Below are 18,828 nucleotides of genomic sequence, written 5' to 3'. Positions count from 1 at the left end.
CGTTGGAAACCATCACGCTCGACGTCAATGGAGAAAGCCACCTCCTGACGGTCGACACCAGAATGTCGCTCCTCGACGTGCTGCGTGATTCCCTCGGCCTGACCGGAGCCAAGGCAGGTTGCGACCGTGGCCATTGTGGGTGCTGCACGGTGCTGGTGGACGGTCGGCGGGTCTACGCCTGCCTGACCCTCGCCATCGCCGTGGCCGGTGGAAGCGCCTCCGTCGTGACGGTGGAGGGGCTGGGCGGAGCCGGGCTCCATCCGCTGCAGGAGGCGTTCGTCGCCCGTGACGCGTTCCAATGCGGGTTCTGCACTCCCGGACAAGTGTGTTCCGCGATCGGAATGCTCGACGAAATTTCCCAGGGGTGGCCGAGTTCGGCCACGGGGGCACTGTCCTCGGGTGTTCCCGTGATCACGGAGGCGGAAATCCGTGAGCGGATGAGCGGGAACCTGTGCCGTTGCGGCGCCTATCAGAACATCGTGGCGGCGGTCATGGACGTGGCGACGTGACGGGCGCGGGGATCCTGGAGGCGCGGCCCCGGGTCGTCGGGGAATCCGTTCCCCGACGGGAGGCCCGGGAGAAGGTGACCGGCCGTGCGCGTTACACCGGTGACGTGGCGCCGCCCCGCCTCGCGTACGTCGCCGTCGTTCCGGCGGAGATCACGTACGGGCGGGTCACGGCCGTCCACCCCGCGGCCGCCCTGGCCCGTTCCGGTGTGCTGGCCGTGATCCACGGCGGCGACTGCCCTCGTCTGCACCGGACCGGGGATGCCGACCTCGCCGTCTTCCAGAGCCCTTCGGTCACCTACCGGGGCCAGTTCGTCGCCGCGGTGGTCGCCGAGTCCCCGCAGATCGCCCGCGAAGCGGCGCGGGCGGTGCGGGTCGACTACGCGGTCGGCCCGCACCGGCTCGACCTGGACACCGCCGGAGCCGGACTGCATCGGCCACCGGGCCACGAGCCGTTCTTCCCCACCGACTGCTCGCACGGTGATGTGGAAGGGGCGCTGGCGCTCGCTCCGGTACGGGTCGAGGCCGTGTACACCACTCCCCCGTACCACCACCACGCGCTGGAACCGCACGGCACGGTCGCGTACTGGCACGACGGCGCGCTGACCGTCCACGACACCACCCAGGGGCCCTCGGGGACGCGTGACGTCCTCGCGCACCTCTTCGGCATCCGCCGCGACCGGGTCCGGGTCCTCGCCCGCCACGTGGGCGGGGGGTTCGGTTCCAAAGCCGCGCCGAAGGCCCAACTCGCCCTCGCCGCGGTGGCGGCGCTCGTCGTCGACCGGCCCGTCAAGACCGTGCTCACCCGCGAGCAGCTCAGTGTCATCGCGGGCTACCGGACGCCGACGGTCCAGCGGATCCGGCTCGGGGCCGAGGCCGACGGGCGGCTCCTGGCCGTCTCCCACGTGTCGTTCGAGCAGACGTCCTTGACGAGTGACCACACCGAGTACGCGGCCGCGCCCACCCGCACCATGTACGCGGCTCCGAACCGCGAGACCAAGCACTGGCGGGTGCGGCTGCACGTCCCGTCCCCGACGTGGATGCGCGCGCCCGGGGAATGCCCCGGGATGTTCGCGCTGGAGTCGGCCATGGACGAACTCGCGGTCGCGTGCGGGGTCGACCCGGTCGAACTGCGGCTGCGCAACGACACCGCGACGGATCCGCACAGCGGGCTGCCGTTCAGCTCACGGAACCTCGCCGCCTGCCTGCGGCTGGGGGCCGAGCGGTTCGGGTGGGCGGAGCGGGACCGGCTGCGCGCGGAGCGGGGCGACGGGCGCCGGCTCGTGGGCATGGGCGTCGCCGCGTCGACCGTTCCGCAGTACCGCTTCGCCTCCCGGGCGAGCGTCCGCACCGACTCGAGAGGCCGCTGCGCCGTGCGACTCGCGGCGGTGGACATCGGGACCGGGGCGCGCACGGCCCTGGCTCAGATCGCCGCCGACGCCCTGGGCGTCGGCCTGGACCGCGTCACGGTGGAGATCGGCGACAGCGCGTACCCGTCGGCCAGTTGGGCCGGGCGGTCCAGCGGTACGACCTCCTGGGGGACCGCGGTGGTGCGTGCCTGCGAAGCCCTGCGGGCCGAGATCGGTCGCCGCGGCGGCATCGTGCCGGACGAAGGCCTGGAGGCGGCCGCGGACACCCTGGAGGAACTCGCACCACCGCGCGCCCACTCCCAGCACGCGTTCGGCGCGCAATTCGCCCAGGTGGAGGTGGACACGGCCACGCGGGAGATCCGGGTGTCACGGGTGCTCGGCGTCTTCGGCGTGGGCCGTGTGATCAATCCGATGACCGTGCGCGCGCAGCTCGTCGGGGGCATGACCATGGGCGTTTCGATGGCCCTGTGCGAGGAGGGCGTCATCGACCCGGTGTACGGGCATTTCCACACCCGTGATCTCGCCACCTACCACATCGCGACATTCGCGGACGTTCCCCGGATCGAGGCCGTGTGGATCGACGAGGAGGACTTCCACACGAGTCCCATGGGGGCGAAGGGCGTCGGGGAGATCGGCATCGTCGGGACGGCGGCCGCCGTCGCGAACGCCGTCCACCACGCCACCGGCCTGCGCCTGCGCGGCCTGCCGCTCAGCGTGCGCCGTCTGGTGGACGCCGAGTCGGCGGTGGCCGGCGGCGCGGTGACGGACGGCGGCGCAGTGGTGGGTGACGGGGTGTGAAGCCGTTCGCCTACGAGCGGCCCGCCACCGTTCCGGAGGCCGTCGCACTGGTCGCGGACGATCCCGGGGCCGTGTACGTGGCCGGCGGCACGAACCTCTTCGACCACCTCAAGCTGGGGATCGCCGAGCCACGTCGGCTGGTGGACGTCACCGGCCTGCCGCTGAACGGTGTCGAGACGCTGCCCGCCGGCGGGCTGCGCATCGGAGCGAACGTCCGCAACGCCGATCTCGCCGCCCATCCCGCGGTGCGCGAGCGCTATCCGGTGGTCTCACAGGCGCTGCTGGCCGGTGCGTCACCCCAGCTGCGCAACATGGCCACCCTGGCCGGGAACCTGATGCAGCGCACCCGGTGCCCCTCCTTCCAGAACCCGCGGACCCCGTGCAACAAGCGGGAACCCGGCTCCGGGTGCGCCGCCCTGGAGGACCGCACCGCGCAACCCGCCCTGCTCGGTGCGTCGGAGAGCTGTGTGGCGGTCCACCCGTCCGATCTGGCGGTCGCGCTGTGCGCCGTGGACGCCGTGGTCTGCGTGCGGGGCCGCGCGGGCTCCCGCCGGATTCCGGTGGCCTCCCTGCACCGGCTGCCCGGCAGCCACCCTGAGCGCGACACGGTGCTCGACCACGGAGACCTCGTCACGGCGGTGGAGCTGCCGCCGCTGCCGATGGCCGCCCGCTCGCGCTACCGCAAGGTCGGCGACCGGGCCTCCTTCGCCTTCGCGCTCGTGTCGGTCGCCGTGGCGGTCGACCTGGACGGCGGCGCGATCCGGGACGCACGGATCGCCTTCGGCGGACTCGCGACCAAGCCGTGGCGCGCGAGCCGCGCGGAGCGTGCCCTCCTCGGTGCCCCGGCCACCGCGGAGCGGTTCGCGACCGCGGCGCGCGAGGAGCTTTCCGCGGCCCGCACGGTCGGCGCCAACGCGTACAAGGTTCCGCTCGCCCGCGACACGCTGGTGGACACGCTGCTCGATGTGTGCGGGCGAGGCTGATGGGGACGTGGGCGGCGGCGTCCCGGCCGTTGGCGTTCGGCTCATGAGAGGGCGTCACCGATGGTGGGTCCTGTCCGTGATGACCTGCGCTTCGTCGATGATCGCCATCGACGCGCTGGTGGTGCTGGTCGCCCTCCCCACCATCCAGCGGAACCTTGGCGCCTCCGCCACCGGCCTCCAGTGGATCATCACGGCGTATCTGCTGAGCTTCGCCTGCATGAGCACGATCGGCGGGCGCATCGGCGATGACCTGGGGCATGAACGCACCTTCCGCCTGGGCACGCTGCTGTTCGTCGCGGCCTCGCTCGCGGCGGGTCTGGCGCAGACCGAGGCCTGGCTCATCGCCGCCCGCGCGGTCCAGGGCGCCGGTGCGGCCCTGCTGCGGCCCGCCTCCCAGGTGATCATCGTCAAGGAGTTCCCCGCCGGGGAACGGGGACAGGCCATGGGCATCTCGTCCAGCGTCTCGACCTTGTTCTACGGAATGGCGCCCCTGATCGGGGGAGTGCTGACGACGGCGATCTCCTGGCGCGCGATCTTCTTCGTCAACCCGCCCCTCGGCATCGCCGCGGTGGCCCTCGCCCGTCTTCTGCTCACGGACTCGCCGGCGCGGCGCGAACCGGTCGACTGGGCGAGCGCTCCCCTGCTCATCGGCGGTCTGGTGTGCTTGGTCCTGCCGCTCACGCAGGCGCACCGCTGGGGTTGGTCCTCGGCCGCCGTCATCTCGCTGTTCGCCACCGCGGCCGTTCTGCTGGCGCTGCTGGTGGTGCGCGGACGGCGCGTCTCCCACCCGCTGCTCCACCTCGAGTTGTTCGGGTACCGGAAGTTCGCGGTGGGGACGGCGGTCGTCTCGACGGTGCGGTTCGCGTTCGTGGGGTTCGCGGTGTTCGGGGTCGTGTGGCTGCAGGACGTCGTGGGGATGTCCCCGTTCGAGGCCGGGCTGGCCGTACTGCCGCTCACGCTCCCCACGGTGGTGTGCGCACCGCTCGGCGGCAGACTCCACGACCGGCTGGGGCCGCGGGTTCCGTTGGGCATCGGCACGGGGCTGTGCGTGGCCGCCATGCTCGGTGCGGCGGTGGCGCTGCACCGGCAGGAGTACGCCTGGCTGCTGACCTTCTACACCGCGATGGGCATCGGCATGGGTCTGTCCGTCAGCCCGGCCTGGACCACCGCGCTCGGCGGTACGGCCCCGCGGATGCGCGGGCGCGCGGCCGGGGTGACGCAAACCGCCCGAGAGATCAGCGCGGCGCTGGGACTGGCCGTGATGGGTGCGGTCGTGTCGCACGTACAGGGTGGACGGCTGGGACGGGTCCTGCGCCTGGACGGCCGCGTCCCCGCCGGGCGTCTGGAGGCGGTCGAGCATTCGGTCGGCAAGGCGGTGGCGGCGACACAGCAGGGCTCTCGCCTGCCCGCCGGGCTGCCCGCCGATCTGCTCCCGGCCCTGAAGGGGGCGGTCACCACCGCCGTCTCGGCCGCGTTCTCCGTGGGGGCGGCCGTGCTGCTGGCGGCTGCCCTGGCCGTCCTCACGCTGCCCGGCAAGGCCGATTCCGCCGCTGGGGGCCGGGACACGGACGCGGATCCCGCGTGAGGGCGTGCGCCCGGCCGGGGTCGGGCACGGGCGGCGGCCTCCGCCTCCCGCCGAACCGGTCGTCCGCCGTGCCGCCGCCCCGCAGGGCGCGGCCCCGGCTACGACCGCGGGTCGAGACCGGTTCGGTAGCCGGGCGTCTCCCGTACCGGGTGCTTGCTGAGTATCGAGACGCGGTTGAAGGCGTTGATCGTGATCGCCACCCAGATCACGGCCGAGATCTCGCCGTCGTCCAGCACCTCCCGGGCCTCGGCGTACGCCCGTTCCTGGGCGAGGGCGTCGGCGGGGTGCGTGGTGGCCTCCGCGAGGGCGAGAGCCGCGCGCTCCCCGGCGGTGAAGAGCTCGGTGTCGCGCCAGGCCGCGAGTACGCCGAGGCGCCGGGCGCTCTCCCCGGCGCGCAGCGCGGCGCGGGTGTGGACGTCGAGGCAGAAGGCGCAGCCGTTGAGCTGGGACACGCGGAGGTTGACCAGCTCGACCAGGATTCGGTCGAGGCCCGCCTCGGCAGCCGTCGTGCGGACGGTGTCGGCGGCCTTGACCAGCGCCTGGTACGCGGCGGGGCCCTGCTTGTCGAGGTGGATCCGCCCGGTGGCCCGGGGGGCCTGCGTGGCCTGTTCCGTCTCGATCACCCTGTGCTCCTTCGCCTGTTGTCGCGGGTTGTCTTCGCGACTATGATCACCCATGATTGTTGAAAGTGAAACCACTTTGGTGCGAGGCCGCAGCAACCGGGACGTCGTCGAGGCACGGTAGGAGCGGGAGCGCACCTCCGACCGCAGTACCGAAAGGCCCTTCACCATGAGCGACCAGACCACCCCGGCCCCCGTCGTCAGCCGTGTCGACGCCCGTCACCGCTACGAGATCCTCGTCGGCGAGGACCGTGCGGGCCTCACCGCCTACCGCGACCGCGACGGCCGGCGGGTCTTCTTCCACACCGAGATCGACGACGCCCACGCCGGCCAGGGGCTCGCCTCCGTCCTCGTCGAACAGGCCCTCGCCGACGTCCGCGCATCGGGCATGCGGATCGTGCCCGTCTGCCCTTATGTGGCCAAGTTCCTCACCAAGCACACGGAGTTCGCGGACATCACGGACCCCGTGACCCCCGAGATCCTCACCTGGCTCGACGGTGTGCTGGGGCGCTGAGCCCTTCGCGGCACAGTACGGCGCGTAGAGTGTGGCCGGGCGCGGTGTGATCATGAGGAGTACACGTGACCGCTGTCAGCCTTGAGCACTCCACCGTCCCCGCCGACACCGGCGAGGTCACGCTTCTGATAGCCCGGCGGGTCGACCCCGGCTACGAGACCGACTTCGAGCTGTGGGCGAAGGGCATCCTCGAGAGCGCGGCGGGCTTCCCCGGCCACCTGGGGTACGGGCTCTTCCGCTCCTCCGGCGGCGACGCCCCCTGGTTCCTGGTGCACCGCTTCAGGGACGCGGAGGCCTGCCGGGCCTGGCAGGAGTCCCCCGAGCGGGCGGCCTGGTTCGCCGACTGCGAGGGACACCACCACACCGAGATCGCCCGGCGCCACCTGACCGGCATGGAGACCTGGTTCGCCGCACCGGGCTCGACGCGGCCGGCGCCGCCCCGGTGGAAGATGGCGATCAGCGCGACGCTGGCGATCTACCCGATCTCGGTGCTCGGCGGCCTCTTCCTGGTGCCGCACCTGGCCGCACTCCCGCTCCTGCTCAACAGCCTGATCACGGCCGCCGTGTTCAACGTGCTGATGACGTACGTGGCGATGCCCGCCGTGAGCAGACTCCTGCGCGGCTGGCTCGCCCCGTAGCGCTTCGCAGGGGCCGGTTGCCCGGCGGACACGACGGCGTCCGCCGGGACCGGAGGAGCACACGGACCGCCCCCTGGTCCGAAGGTCAGAAGCTGTTGCTCCGGATCGGGCCCGCCGAGCGGACGGCCGCGCGCGGGCCCGTGAGCCAGAGCGGGGCGACCGCGGCGGCGAAGGCGCGGAACGCCGCGTCGGTGTCCGCGTCGACGGGAGCGGAACCGTCGCCCGGGTCGGCATCGGCCCCGTCGGCCGTCACGATGTCGCGCGCGATCGCCTCCGGCTGCCGGGAATCCGCCTCGCCGATGCCGTCCACACCCAGTTGCCCGCCCCAGGGCTCGGAACCGATCTGCCGCTGCAGACAGCTGAAGTCGGCCGGAACCGTCCCGGGTTCGGTCCACCGGCTCGCGTGCTCATACAGGACCTGACCGGGCGCGCGGTCGCGCAGTCCGGCCTGTACGTCCTCGTCGTGCTCGCTGAGGTCATAGGCCACGAGCAGGGTGCCCGGGCGGTCCGGGTCGTACGGGACCAGCTCCAGACCCAGGATCTCGGCCGCCGCCAGCGCGAGGATGCCGTCGGAACGGCCCGGGAGCGCGCTCACCGCGTCCGGGCGGTGTCCGGCCGCCTCCAAGGCTGCCGACAGCCGGTCCAGGCCGCGCCGGCAGGCTTCGTAACTGTCGCTCAGGTAGGCGTAGCGGCCCGTCATGACCTCGAAGCCGTGCGGGGAGATCGTGCCGAGCAGTGTCCCGGTCAGCGTGAACTGCCAGCCACGCAGGTCCGTTGCGTCCAGCGGAGCCACGCGCGCGGCGGCGTCGGCCCGGTCGAGCATGCGGCGCAGTCGGCCGTGCGCCCAGCTCCAGGTGTCGTCGTCGGGTGCGGACAGGGCCGCGGCCCGGTCCCGAGCGGTGGCGAGATCGCCGGAGAGCAGGGCGTTGTACGCGACGAGGTACTGGCCGGGCCAGGGTTCCAGGAGGGTTTCGTGGCGGAGGAGTTCCCGCGTCGCCTCGGCGCGCCGGTCCTCCGCCTCCAGGGCCGCGACCAGCTCGGACAGGATCCGCCGGGCGGAACCCGGGGCCAGCCGCAGTGCCTCGCGCATGGCGGGTACGGCCGCGAAGGCCAGGCCGTGCTCGATGCACAGGTAACCGAACTCGTAGAGCCTGTTCGGGTCGCCGGGCTTCCGGGCCGCCTTCCCGGCGGCCTTGGCGAGGTCGTCGAACCCGACGGCCTCGGCGAGCGGGCGGACTTCGCTCGCCAGGTCACCGAGTGGGACCGTGTCCGCGAGGGGGCGCAGTGCTCGGACGGCGCTGGGTATGTCGCCGGAGGCCATGTGGCGCCGGACGTCTTCGAATGCGTTGCTCATCACCGCTGATCATGGACGTCGGGTGGGACCGCATCAAGCTGATTTCACGATGCCCGTCGCGCCCGGCCGGGGCACGCCGCCAGTGCACCGGGGTGGGCGTTCGCCCGTGTGGGCGTTCGCGGTCCGGGCGGACGGGCGACCCACCGTGGTGGGGTCGTCCGCCCGGAACGCGCAACGGGTCAGGGGGCCATTTCGTACGCCCCGGCCAGGGATTCCACGCGGTCCCAGACGCGGGCCGTGCGCTCGGTGTCGCCGACCGGACGGCGCACCGCGGCGAGCGCCCACTCCTGCTGGGCCTCCGTGGCGGATTCCTTGCCGTGGAGCTCGACCGCGTGCGCGGAGAAGTCGCGTACGAGAACGCCGAACAGCTCGTCGAGCACGTCCTCGTCCAGGCCGGTGAGGCGAGCCTGTTCCAGGATCAGCTGGCCGTGGACGACCAGGGCGAACAGCTGGCCGACCGCCAGGAGGAGGTCGAGGTCGCGGCTCTGCTCCTCGTCGGGGGCGGCGGTCAGGACGAACTCGCACAGGGCGTCGGCCTGTTCGCGGAAACGGCCGACGTTGGGCACGGTCGCGTACGCGTCGTAGGCGGGGCGCCAGTCGTGGAAGCGTACGGAGCCCAGGCCGCGGGCCGGGCCCTGGGCGAAGAGGAAGGCGTCGTCGGCCGCGTCGAGGCGGGTCGGCACGGGGGCGTACTCGGCCGGGGCCAGCAGGTGGTTGCGCATGAACTTGAGGATCAGCGCGAGGTTGACGTGGACCGTGCCCTCCAGCTTGGGCAGGCCGCGGATCTCGACGGCGGCGTTGGCGAAGTAGGTGTCCTTCTCGAAGCCCTTGGCCGCGATGACGTCCCACATCAGGTCGATGACCTTCTCGCCCTCCGTGGTCACCTTCATCTTCGTCATCGGGTTGAAGAGGAGGTAGCGGCGGTCGTCGGGGCCGGCGGAGCGGAAGTAGTCGACGGCCCGGTCGCTGAACAGCTTCATCCCGACGAGCCGGACGTACGCGTCGGTCAACTCCCGGCGCACGTGCGGGAAGGCGGTGACGGGGCGGCCGTACAGGATGCGGCCCTGCGCGTGGGTGACGGCCTCGTACATCGCGTGCTCGCAGATGCCGATCGACGCGGTGCAGAGGTTGAACTTGCCCACGTTGACCGTGTTGAGGGCGGCGTCGAAGGCGGCGCGACCGGTGTGCAGGACGTCTTCGGCGCGGACCGGGTAGTCCACGAGGCGGAACTCGCTGACGTACTTGGAGGAGTCGACGACGTTCTGCACGAGGTGGTAGGCCTCGTGCCGGCTGTCGGCCGCGAAGAAGACGTAGCCGTCGGGCCCTTCGACATCGGTGCGGCGACCGAAGACGGAGACCAGACCGGCGGCGTTGCCGTTGCCGATGTAGTACTTGGAACCGGTGGCGCGGAAGCCGCCGGAACCGTCGGTGGACGGCTCCAGCAGCATGTCGGTGGAGTAGATGTCGGCGCCGTGGGTCTTCTCGGAGAGACCGAAGGCGAACACCTCGCCCTCGGAGAGGAGTTCGGCGGCGCGGCTGCGGGCGGCGGCGTTGTCGCTCTGCCAGACCGGACCGAGCCCGAGGATGGTGACCTGCCACGCGTACCAGTAGTCCAGGCCGTAGAAGCCGAAGATCTCGTTGAGGGCGGCTATCCGCGCGGTGTCCCACCGCTTGTCCGGCTCCCCCTCGCCGGCGGCGGGCGCCGGGGTCAGGAAGGTGGCGAAGAGCCCCTCCTTGGCGGAGAAGGCGATGAAGTCGCCCAGCCAGGCGCGGGTGCGGTAGTCCTCGATCAGCTTTCGCTTGCCGCGGGCCTCGAACCAGTCGACGGTGGCGCGCAGCAGCCTGCGGGTCTCGGGGTCGAAGTGCGCCGGGTCGTAGGTGCGCGGGTTGAACAGCAGCGGATCGCTCATGGAGGTTCGCCTTTCAGCCAAGGGATGAGGGGTGGGAGAGAGGAGTTCGGGGGGGGTGGGGCGCTCAGGAGGCCGCCAGCCGGTGGAGCGTGGCGAGTACGTCCTCCAGCCAGGCGAGCTGCATCCGCTCGTAGGCGATACCGCCGCGCAGCACCACGTGCTGGAGCTCCTGGCCGGCGTCGTGCGTCGCGGGGGCCTCGGGGCCCGTGAAGTCCCGCAGTTCGCCCGCGAGGTAGCGCGTGAGCCTGTCGCTGTGCTCCCGGTGGTGCCGCTCGACCTCGCGGATCAGGACGGCCGGGTCGTCGAAGGCCGCGCCGCGGATCTTCACGGCGAGCTCGTGCCGGACGCTGTCGGGCTGGATCGGTTCGTGGAGCCAGGCGGAGAGGGCGGCCCGGCCGGCCGGGGCGACGGAGTACACCTTCTTGTCCGGCCTGCCCTGCTGCGGCACCTCGCGGACGTCGAGCCGGCCGTCGGCCTCCATGCGCCCCAGCACGCGGTAGATCTGCTGGTGGGTCGCGGTCCAGAAGTAGCCGATGGACCTTTCGAACCGTCGGGCCAGCTCATAGCCCGAGCCCGGCTTCTCCAGCAGGGAGACGAGGATCGCGTGCTCAAGTGCCATGCCCTCGATCCTTCTATGCAACTCGTTGCATAGACAAGTGCCACCGCTGCTGTGAGACGCGGCTCACCCGTACGGGTGACGTACTGTCGGTGTCCTCTGGACCTCGTACGGACGGCTTGTACCTGTGACTGCACCCCTCAGCGCCGACCCGGTCGGAAGGCCGCCGATATCCCGGCCGACCTCCGACCGGGGCCCCGACGCGTGCCCGAGTGGTCACACGTCCCCGCACGGAGTGCTCGATCTGCGCGGGGCCGCCGGTCGGGACGTGTGGCTCTCGTACCCCTTCGACGGGGCGGTCGTGGTCTGCGGTCTCCCCGGGAGCGGGAAGAGCACGCTGCTGCGCGCCTGGTCCGGCTCCGCCCTGGTCGTCGATCCCCGTGCCACGCGCACGTCGTTCGAGGCGTGGATGCCGGCGTGGCTCCCCTACGCGCTCTACCGGCCGTGGGCGCGGCTGAGGCACATGCGATGGCTGCGTGACGAGCTGCGCAGCGGTGGTCCCCTGCTGATCCACGACTGCGGCAGCAGGAGCTGGATGCGTTGGTGGCTCGCCCGTACCGCTCGCGGGGCCGGGCGCCCCCTGCACATGGTGGTCCTGGACGTCGGTCCCGAGGAGGCCCTGTCGGGTCAGCGCGCTCGTCGGCGGCTGGCGTCGCGCCGGGTCTTCGCCCGTCACCAGCGGGGGTTGGCGAGGCTCCTGAGGCAGGTGGACCGCGCCGGTCTGGCCGGGGTTCGGGGCTTCCACTCCGTGGTGGCGCTCGACCGTGGGCAACGGGAGCGCGTCATGGCGGTCCGTTTCGCGCCCCCCGCGGACGCCTGAGCGGCCACCGTCCTCGCGGTCGGCGCGCCTTCATCCGGCCTGTTCGCCCAGACGGCTCCGCAACCGGTCGAGCCGGGAGGCGGCGCGTGCGGCCCAGCCGTCGCGCGGCTGCAGCGGCACGATGACCGTCACCCCGCTCTGCACCGGGTCACGGACCTCCACCACGAACGGGTCCTCGACGCGCAGCCGCAGGTAGGCGCCGCGACCCGCGGCGGGCCAGTCCATGACCGACCCGTCCGGCAGGGCGCCGTCCTCCTCGGCGCCGGCGCGTGCGGCGAGGAACGCCGCGAGGTCTGCGTCGGTGACGTGCACCGGCACGCGCGCGCCGACGAAGCCGGTCTCGATCACGATCTCGGCGTCGTGCCAACCCTTGTGACGCCCGCCGCCCGCCGCGTCCTCCAGTTCCACCGTCACGCTCCGCGCCCGGTCCGCGAACCTGACGATGTCGGCGTCTCCCACCCTGTTCTCCTCCTCGGCATCCGCCGCGGCCTCCCCGGCCGCTCACGGTCGCTACGGGCCCCGTCGCTCACGGCCGGCCCGACAGCGGCATCCTGCCAGGCCCTCAGGTCAGGACGGGAAGCGCGACCGGCCCGCGGACGAGGCGGGTGCGCCGCCACTCCAGTCGGTCGGGCGGTACGGCGAGGCGGATGCCGGGGAATCGGGTCAGCACCGCGCGCAGGGCGATCTCAAGCTCCGCCATGGCCAAGGGGGCGCCGACACAGCGGTGGACACCGTGACCGAACGCGAGATGGCCGGCCGCGTCCCGGTCCAGGTCGAGGTGGTCCGGCGCCGGGAAGCGGGCCGGGTCCCGATTGGCCGCCCCCAACGCGACCAGGACCGGGACACCGGCGGGGATCTCGGTGCCGCCGAGCGTGACGGATCGCGTGGTGAACCGGAAGGTGGCCGTGCTGACGGCCGAGTCGAAGCGGAGCAGTTCGGGCAGCGCGCCGCGGATCTCGCCCGGATCGTCCCGGAGGCGATCCAGCGCGGCCGGATGCATGAGCAGCGCGAGGAGCGCGTTGCCGAGGGCGTTGGTGGTGCTCTCGTGTCCGGCCACGAGCAGCAGCACGGCCAGGGAGACCAGTTCCTCCTCGCTCAGACGGTCTTCGCCGTCCCGCGCCGAGACGAGTCGGTCCAGGAGCGAGCAGCCGGGGTCCCGGCGCTTGGCGGCGATGAGGTCCGTCATGTAGCCGGCCATGGCGTGCGAGGCGGCGTCGACGGTGTCGGGCTCCCCCTCCGCGAACAGTTCCGCGGACCAGCGCCGGACCGCGGGCCGGTCCGCCTGCGGGACTCCGAGCAGTTGGCAGATCACGATCACGGGCAGCGGCGCGGCCAGGCCGGCCACGAAGTCGAGCGGTTCACCGACGGGCCACCGGTCCAGGAGTTCGTCGGTGACCCGGGTGATGAAGGGACGCAGTTCGTCGACGGCCCCGGTCGTGAACGCCCCGGTCACCAGCTTCCGCAGCCGGGTGTGCTCGGGCGGGTCGACGGCCAGCATGCTGCGGGCCACCGCCGGGTGCAGGCGGCGCCGCGACTCCTTGCCCGCGAAGAAGGCGCCCGTGTCCTTCGAGAGACGGGCGTCACCGAGGGCTTCCCGGGCTTCCGCGTAGCCGGTGACCAGGTGGTCGACGCGCCCCCCGGAACCGGTGGGCAATGCCCGCACCGGGCAAGCGGAGCGCATGGCCGCGTAGGCCACATAGGGGTCCCGGAGGGTACGGGGATCCTGATCCGGATCGGTCACGGCCTCGACACGACTTCGCTGACGCCGTCCCTCTCCCTGATCCGTCCCCACGCCGACGCCCCCTCCGTACGACCCCACCTGCCGCCTCACAAACTAGCCGGTCGGCGCGCTGTTCCCCCGCCGCCTCCGGCGGCTCCTTCCCGGTGGCGGGAGCTGTGAGTTCGCCGAGAGTGCGAGGGGCGCCGTGGGTCGAGGAGGACCGGAGCCGGACCTTGTGCACCGTATGAGGATGTACGGGCGGTTCGGGTGGGCCCGGCGTTACCAGGGAACTCCCAGGAATCTCCCAGACCCCGCAAAGCGTGGGCGGCCAGGATGCCGTCCCATGAAGGTGCTCCCACGGCGGCGCAGGGCCGTCCTGATCAATTCGGTGCTCGGAGTGGCGGTCCTCGCGGGCGCCGCCGGCGCGTACGCGGCGGTGGCCGGTGAGGGCGGGGGTCCGGTACGGGACTCCGCGCGGACCGTCGTCGTCACCAAGGGCACCGTCCTCGCGACCGTCTCCGGCTCGGGGTCGCTGAGTTCACCCAGCGACGCCGGCCTGAACTTCACCACCGGCGGCCGGCTCACCGAGGTCCACGTCAAGGCGGGAGACAAGGTCACCAAGGGCCAACTGCTCGGCAAGGTGGACGCGACCGCCGCGACCGAGACGCTGAACCAGGCCCAGGCGTCGCTGACGGCGGCCCGGGCCAACCTCACCAAGGCGGAGGCCGGGCAGGTGACCTCCGGGTCGGGCGGCTCGAACGTCACCTCGCGGGGCGGTTCCGCGTCCACTCCGGCGCCGGCCCCCACACCGACCGTGGACCCCGCGCAGGTGGCCCAGGCCCGCGCCCAGCTCACCCAGGCCCAGAACGCCGTGGACGCCGCACAGCGCGCCGTCGACGGGACGGTGCTCAAGGCGCCCGTCGACGGGACGGTCGCTTCCGTCTCGGCGAAGGTGGGCGACACGGTCTCCGGGACGGGTGGCAGCACATCGGGGGGTGGCAACGGCGGCTCCGGTGGGTCAGGCGGTTCCGGTGGGTCGGGCGGGAACTCCGCTTCCGGCAGTGGTTCCTCCTCCCTCTCCGGTTTCGTCGTGCTCACCAACCCGACCGGCATGCAGGTGACGGCCGGTTTCTCGGAGGCCGACTCGCTGAAGCTGAAGCCCGGCCAGGCCGCGACCGTCACGCTCAACGCGATGTCCGGGAAGACGCTCAACGCGCAGGTACTGTCCGTCGGTTCCCTGCCCGTGAGCGGCGGGTCCTCCTCCGGTGGCGGCAATTCGGGAGGCGGGAGCGCCGTGCAGTACGCGGCCACGCTGACCATCACGAGCTCCACCGACGACCTGCGCAGCGGCCTCAGCGCCGGCATCCAGGTGGTCGTCGGCGAGGCCTCCGGCGCCTTGTCGGTACCCGCCGCCGCCGTGTCCGGGACCGGGGAGAACCGCAGCGTCACCGTCGTCAAGGCGGACGGCACCACCGTGCGCACGCCGGTCACCATCGGCCTCGAAGGCGACAGCACCGACCAGGTCGTCAGCGGGCTGAACGAGGGCGACCGGGTGCAGTTGGCCCCGGTGTCCTCGGCCGGCAACGGGGGCTTCCCGAGCGGGGCCTTCCCCGGGGCCGGGTCCACCGGGACCCGCAACCGCGGCGGCGGTGGCGGCGGGGCCGGTGGCTTCCGCACCGGCGGGGGCGGGGGTGGCCGAGGATGACGCCGGAGACCGGCGGCCCGCTCGGCGCCGTACCTCCCGTGATCGAGGTCCGCGCACTGCTCAAGACGTACGGGCACGGCGAAGCCGCGGTGCGTGCGCTCGGCGGTCCGTACGACATCGCGTCGGGCCGCCACCGCGGTGTCGAACTCCTCGTGGAAAAAGGGGACTTCGTCGCGGTCATGGGCAGCTCGGGTTCGGGCAAGTCGACCCTGATGAACATCCTGGGCTGCCTGGACGTCCCCACGTCGGGCCGGTACCTGCTCGACGGGATCGACGTGGGCGGCCTGGACGAGCGCCGGCTCTCGCTGGTCCGCAACCGCAAGATCGGCTTCGTCTTCCAGTCGTTCAACCTGGTGCCCCGCACCACCGCACTCGCCCAGGTGGAGCTGCCGCTGGCGTACGCGGGCGTGAAGGCCGCCGAGCGGCGGCGGCGCGCGGAGGCCGCGCTCACCCTGGTGGGACTGGCCGACCGCATGGACCACCGTCCCAACGAACTCTCCGGCGGACAGCAGCAGCGCGTGGCCGTCGCCCGGGCGCTGGTCACCGCGCCGGCGATGCTGCTCGCCGACGAGCCCACCGGAAATCTGGACAGCCACAGCACCGAGGAGGTCCTGGCCATCGTGGACCGACTCAACGCGTCGGGCCGCACCGTCGTCCTGATCACCCACGAGGACGAGGTGGCGCGGCACGCCAAACGCGTCCTGCGCCTGGTCGACGGCCAGATCGTCGAGGACGTCCGGCAGGCCCCCGTCGTCGGGCCCCCGCCCGCGATGCGCGGGCAGCACCCGGTGGCCGGAGGCCTGTCGTGAACCCGTTCCAGACGCTGCGCTTCGCCCTCGGCGGCCTCGCGGCGAACAAGGTGCGCTCCGCGCTGACGATGCTCGGTGTGCTGATCGGCGTCGCGGCGGTGATCCTGCTGCTCGCCGTCGGCAACGGCTCCTCCCAGGCGGTGCGGACCTCCATCGAGAAGCTCGGCACCAACGCCCTCACCGTCTCCCCCGGCGGCGGTTCCGGTGGCGGATCCGGCGGCCGGCGCGGCGGCTCCGGCTCGGCGGGCACGGCGAAGCCTCTGACCGTCGAGGACGCGCGGGCCCTGGCCGATGCGTCGGCGGCCCCGCACATCGAGGCGGTGGCCCCCGAGGTCAGCACCTCCCAGACGGCCCTGTACGAGGGCACCTCGCACACGGTCGGCCAGGTGGTGGGCACGTACCCGGCGTACTTCAAGGCCTCCAACAGCAAGGTTTCCAAGGGCGACTACTTCAGCGGCGACGACGTGTTGGCGTCCCGGAAGGTCGCCGTCATCGGCTCGACGACCGCCGCCGAGCTGTTCGGGACCTCGGACCCGGTCGGCAGGAAAGTAGTGCTCGGCGGCACGCCGTTCACCGTGGTCGGGGTGCTGGCCACCAAGGGCGGTACGGGGTTCCAGGACCCGGACGACGTGGTGGTCGCGCCGCTGCCCACCGTGCAGAACGCGTTCACCGGCTTCGGTTCGGTGGGGCAGATCCTCGTGGAGGCCAAGTCCGCCGACGCGACGGCGGCCGCGCAGAGCGAGATCACCGCCGTCCTGATGGGACGGCACGGCATCAAGGACCCGAACGCCCTCGACTTCCGGGTGGCGAGCCAGGCGTCCCTGCTGACCACGCAGGCGGCGACGAACGAGACGTTCACCGTGCTGCTGGGGGCGGTCGCCGCGATCTCCTTGCTGGTCGGAGGGATCGGGATCACCAACATCATGCTGGTCACGGTGACCGAGCGGACCCGTGAGATCGGCATCCGCAAGGCGATCGGGGCGCCGCGGGGCGTCATCCTCGGCCAGTTCCTCGCCGAGTCGACGCTGCTCTCGCTGATCGGCGGCGGGCTCGGGGTGGCGGCCGGGCTGATCGGCTCGCACTTCACCATCGTCGGCATCAAGCCGGTCGTCATACCGGAGTCGGTCGTCGGCGCCTTCGCCATCGCCGTGCTGATCGGGCTGTTCTTCGGCGGCTACCCCGCCAACCGGGCCGCGAGCCTGCGGCCCATCGAAGCACTGCGACACGAGTGATCCGCATACGTGTGCGGGGACAGGGAGAAGCTGACATGACACGAGGCCGCACCGGACCGGAGAAGGAGCCGCCCGAGGTGACCGGGGACCCGTCGACGCCTTTCGCCGATGCGTTCGAGGACGTGGCGCGGGCGGACCGGTCCGCAGAGGCGCCGGGGCCCTCGGAGGATCCCGAGGCGATCCTGTCCGAGCCCCCGGACACGCGGGACGTCTCGGCGGAACTCGCCGCGCCGCCCCGGCCGAGACTGCCCTGGCTGACCCTGCTGCTCTCCGGCGGGGTGGTCGCAGGGCTCGCCTTCACCGGGGGCGTCCTGGTCGAGAAGGGCCACCTCCAGGGGTCGGGGGGCTCCGGGGTGGCGGCCTCGGGCCGCGGCCCCGGCTCGGGGGCGGGCGGACAGGGGCGTACGGGCTTCGGCCAGGGCGGCCAGAGCCAGGGTCAAGGGCAAGGTCAGGGCCAAGGCCAAGGCCAGAGCCAGGGCCAGGGATCCGCCGGACAAGGGCGGACCGGGAACGGGCAGAACGGCTCGCGCCAGGGCTTCGGCGGCTCGAACGGCGGCCTGGGCGCCGGGGCCGGCCTGACCACCGGTACGGTGAAGCTCGTCGACGGCGCGACCCTCTACGTCACGGACGCCCAGGGCAACGTCGTCAAGGTCACCACCGACACCAACACCCAGATCACCGAGTCGCGCAGCGGCAAGGTGTCCGACCTCCAGCCGGGGCAGACCGTGACCGTGCGCGGCAGCCGGAGCCCCTCCGGCGACGTCACCGCGACGGCCGTCGCCCAGGGCGGTGGCGGCGGGTTCGGTGGTGGCCGGGGCTGAGCAGGAGAGGAAGGACCCCATGGAGAGGGCAGCGGCCACGGCCACGCCCGAGGCGAGCCTGCTCGTCGTCGACGACGAACCGAACATCCGGGAGCTGCTGTCCGCCTCGCTCCGCTTCGTCGGTTTCAAGGTCACGTCGGCGGCGAACGGTGCCGACGCGCTGGCGGCCGTCGCCAAGGAACGGCCGGACCTGGTGGTCCTCGACGTGATGCTGCCGGACATGAGCGGCTTCGCCGTCATCCGGCACCTGCGCGAGGTGGCGGCCACCGGTCCCGAGGCCGACCACCTGCCGGTGCTCTTCCTCACCGCGAAGGACGGCGTCGACGACAAGATCGGCGGACTCACGGCAGGGGGCGACGACTACGTCACCAAGCCGTTCAGCCTGGAGGAGCTGATCGCCAGGATCCGCGCGATCCTGCGGCGCACCGGCGGTCCGACGGGCGAGGGGCGCCTGATCGCGGGCGACCTCGAACTGGACCCCGTGGGGCACCAGGTGCTGCGGGGCGGGCGGCCCGTGTCGCTGTCCCCCACCGAGTTCAAACTGCTCGCGTACCTGATGACCCATGCCGACCGGGTGGTCTCCAAGGCGCAGATCCTCGAGCACGTGTGGGCGTACGACTTCGGCGGCGATCTCAGCATCGTCGAGTCGTACATCTCCTACGTGCGCCGCAAGGTGGACCCGGGTTCGGGCGGTTCGGCCAAGCTCATCCACACCGTGCGCGGCATCGGGTACGTCCTGCGCCGCCCGCAGGGCTGACGCGCCGATGCGTGTTCCCGGACCGCGCGAACGCTTCGGCGGAAGCACGAGCGACCTGCCCGGAGGCCGG

General features: G+C 72.5%; 18 protein-coding genes. 12 read left to right on the top strand and 6 right to left on the bottom strand.

Annotated elements, in window-relative coordinates; translation table 11 throughout:
- Positions 1-2: 2 nt before the first annotated feature.
- The 4 genes from ACFYYJ_RS36875 to ACFYYJ_RS36860 are packed head-to-tail and all read left to right on the top strand — an operon-like array spanning position 3 to position 5,242.
- A complete protein-coding gene (locus tag ACFYYJ_RS36875; protein ID WP_389138746.1) occupies positions 3-509 on the top strand; it encodes a (2Fe-2S)-binding protein in 507 nt (168 codons plus the stop codon).
- Positions 506-2,674, top strand: coding sequence for a xanthine dehydrogenase family protein molybdopterin-binding subunit (locus ACFYYJ_RS36870; protein WP_389138744.1), 2,169 nt, complete (start codon positions 506-508; stop codon positions 2,672-2,674). The genes ACFYYJ_RS36875 and ACFYYJ_RS36870 overlap by 4 nt, the downstream gene beginning before the upstream one ends.
- Positions 2,671-3,657: an FAD binding domain-containing protein gene (locus ACFYYJ_RS36865; protein WP_389138742.1), complete on the top strand. Its 987-nt coding sequence runs from the start codon at positions 2,671-2,673 to the stop codon at positions 3,655-3,657. Before ACFYYJ_RS36870 ends, ACFYYJ_RS36865 begins: the two co-directional genes overlap by 4 nt.
- Positions 3,638-5,242 (top strand): MFS transporter, encoded by a 1,605-nt coding sequence (locus tag ACFYYJ_RS36860; protein WP_389138740.1) that lies wholly within the window; start codon positions 3,638-3,640, stop codon positions 5,240-5,242. The genes ACFYYJ_RS36865 and ACFYYJ_RS36860 overlap by 20 nt, the downstream gene beginning before the upstream one ends.
- Before the next feature lie 98 nt (positions 5,243-5,340).
- Here ACFYYJ_RS36860 and ACFYYJ_RS36855 read toward each other — a convergent pair whose 3' ends face one another.
- Entirely contained in the window at positions 5,341-5,865 is a 525-nt protein-coding gene (locus ACFYYJ_RS36855) for a carboxymuconolactone decarboxylase family protein (RefSeq protein WP_389138738.1), read from the bottom strand.
- 166 nt (positions 5,866-6,031) lie between these two features.
- On the opposite strand from ACFYYJ_RS36855, the gene ACFYYJ_RS36850 reads away from it, so the two are divergent.
- Both ACFYYJ_RS36850 and ACFYYJ_RS36845 read left to right on the top strand, forming a co-directional pair.
- A complete protein-coding gene (locus ACFYYJ_RS36850; RefSeq protein ID WP_389138736.1) occupies positions 6,032-6,376 on the top strand; it encodes a GNAT family N-acetyltransferase in 345 nt (114 codons plus the stop codon).
- A 65-nt stretch (positions 6,377-6,441) separates the two neighbouring features.
- Positions 6,442-7,014, top strand: coding sequence for an antibiotic biosynthesis monooxygenase (locus ACFYYJ_RS36845; RefSeq protein WP_385123270.1), 573 nt, complete (start codon positions 6,442-6,444; stop codon positions 7,012-7,014).
- 85 nt (positions 7,015-7,099) lie between these two features.
- Here the strand turns inward: ACFYYJ_RS36845 and ACFYYJ_RS36840 are convergent, their stop codons facing one another.
- The 3 genes from ACFYYJ_RS36840 to ACFYYJ_RS36830 all read right to left on the bottom strand — a co-directional run bounded on the left by ACFYYJ_RS36840 (position 7,100) and on the right by ACFYYJ_RS36830 (position 10,897).
- Positions 7,100-8,368 (bottom strand): hypothetical protein, encoded by a 1,269-nt coding sequence (locus ACFYYJ_RS36840; RefSeq protein ID WP_389138734.1) that lies wholly within the window; start codon positions 8,366-8,368, stop codon positions 7,100-7,102.
- 179 nt (positions 8,369-8,547) lie between these two features.
- The gene (locus tag ACFYYJ_RS36835) at positions 8,548-10,278 is read right to left on the bottom strand and encodes an acyl-CoA dehydrogenase family protein (protein ID WP_389138732.1); all 1,731 of its coding nucleotides are present in this window, start codon (positions 10,276-10,278) and stop codon (positions 8,548-8,550) included.
- A gap of 64 nt (positions 10,279-10,342) precedes the next feature.
- Positions 10,343-10,897: a PadR family transcriptional regulator gene (locus ACFYYJ_RS36830; RefSeq protein ID WP_385123264.1), complete on the bottom strand. Its 555-nt coding sequence runs from the start codon at positions 10,895-10,897 to the stop codon at positions 10,343-10,345.
- 232 nt (positions 10,898-11,129) lie between these two features.
- On the opposite strand from ACFYYJ_RS36830, the gene ACFYYJ_RS36825 reads away from it, so the two are divergent.
- Positions 11,130-11,714 carry an AAA family ATPase gene (locus ACFYYJ_RS36825; RefSeq protein ID WP_389138730.1) on the top strand — a complete coding sequence of 195 codons (585 nt, stop codon included), beginning with the start codon at positions 11,130-11,132 and terminating at the stop codon, positions 11,712-11,714.
- A gap of 30 nt (positions 11,715-11,744) precedes the next feature.
- Here the strand turns inward: ACFYYJ_RS36825 and ACFYYJ_RS36820 are convergent, their stop codons facing one another.
- Both ACFYYJ_RS36820 and ACFYYJ_RS36815 read right to left on the bottom strand, forming a co-directional pair.
- Complete coding sequence (locus tag ACFYYJ_RS36820) at positions 11,745-12,173, bottom strand: DUF5959 family protein (RefSeq protein WP_389138728.1); 429 nt, start codon at positions 12,171-12,173, stop codon at positions 11,745-11,747.
- Between the two features lie 103 nt (positions 12,174-12,276).
- Positions 12,277-13,455, bottom strand: coding sequence for a cytochrome P450 (locus ACFYYJ_RS36815; protein WP_389138725.1), 1,179 nt, complete (start codon positions 13,453-13,455; stop codon positions 12,277-12,279).
- A 322-nt stretch (positions 13,456-13,777) separates the two neighbouring features.
- Between ACFYYJ_RS36815 and ACFYYJ_RS36810 the strand changes: the two genes are divergently transcribed.
- Genes ACFYYJ_RS36810 through ACFYYJ_RS36790 form a run of 5 tightly spaced genes read left to right on the top strand, consistent with a single transcriptional unit; the run spans position 13,778 to position 18,758 of the window.
- Complete coding sequence (locus tag ACFYYJ_RS36810; RefSeq protein ID WP_389138723.1) at positions 13,778-15,139, top strand: efflux RND transporter periplasmic adaptor subunit; 1,362 nt, start codon at positions 13,778-13,780, stop codon at positions 15,137-15,139.
- Entirely contained in the window at positions 15,136-15,948 is an 813-nt protein-coding gene (locus tag ACFYYJ_RS36805) for an ABC transporter ATP-binding protein (RefSeq protein ID WP_385123252.1), read from the top strand. The genes ACFYYJ_RS36810 and ACFYYJ_RS36805 overlap by 4 nt, the downstream gene beginning before the upstream one ends.
- A complete protein-coding gene (locus tag ACFYYJ_RS36800; RefSeq protein ID WP_389138719.1) occupies positions 15,945-17,180 on the top strand; it encodes an ABC transporter permease in 1,236 nt (411 codons plus the stop codon). The genes ACFYYJ_RS36805 and ACFYYJ_RS36800 overlap by 4 nt, the downstream gene beginning before the upstream one ends.
- Positions 17,181-17,215: 35 nt before the next feature.
- Positions 17,216-18,001 (top strand): DUF5666 domain-containing protein, encoded by a 786-nt coding sequence (locus ACFYYJ_RS36795; protein WP_389138717.1) that lies wholly within the window; start codon positions 17,216-17,218, stop codon positions 17,999-18,001.
- A gap of 19 nt (positions 18,002-18,020) precedes the next feature.
- Positions 18,021-18,758: a response regulator transcription factor gene (locus ACFYYJ_RS36790; protein ID WP_389138715.1), complete on the top strand. Its 738-nt coding sequence runs from the start codon at positions 18,021-18,023 to the stop codon at positions 18,756-18,758.
- Positions 18,759-18,828: the final 70 nt, after the last annotated feature.

It is taken from the genome of Streptomyces sp. NPDC002467 (genome assembly GCF_042889825.1).
GTDB lineage: Bacteria > Actinomycetota > Actinomycetes > Streptomycetales > Streptomycetaceae > Streptomyces.
The sequence above is the reverse complement of the archived record's forward strand: the minus strand, read 5'-3'. Positions and strand labels throughout refer to the sequence as shown.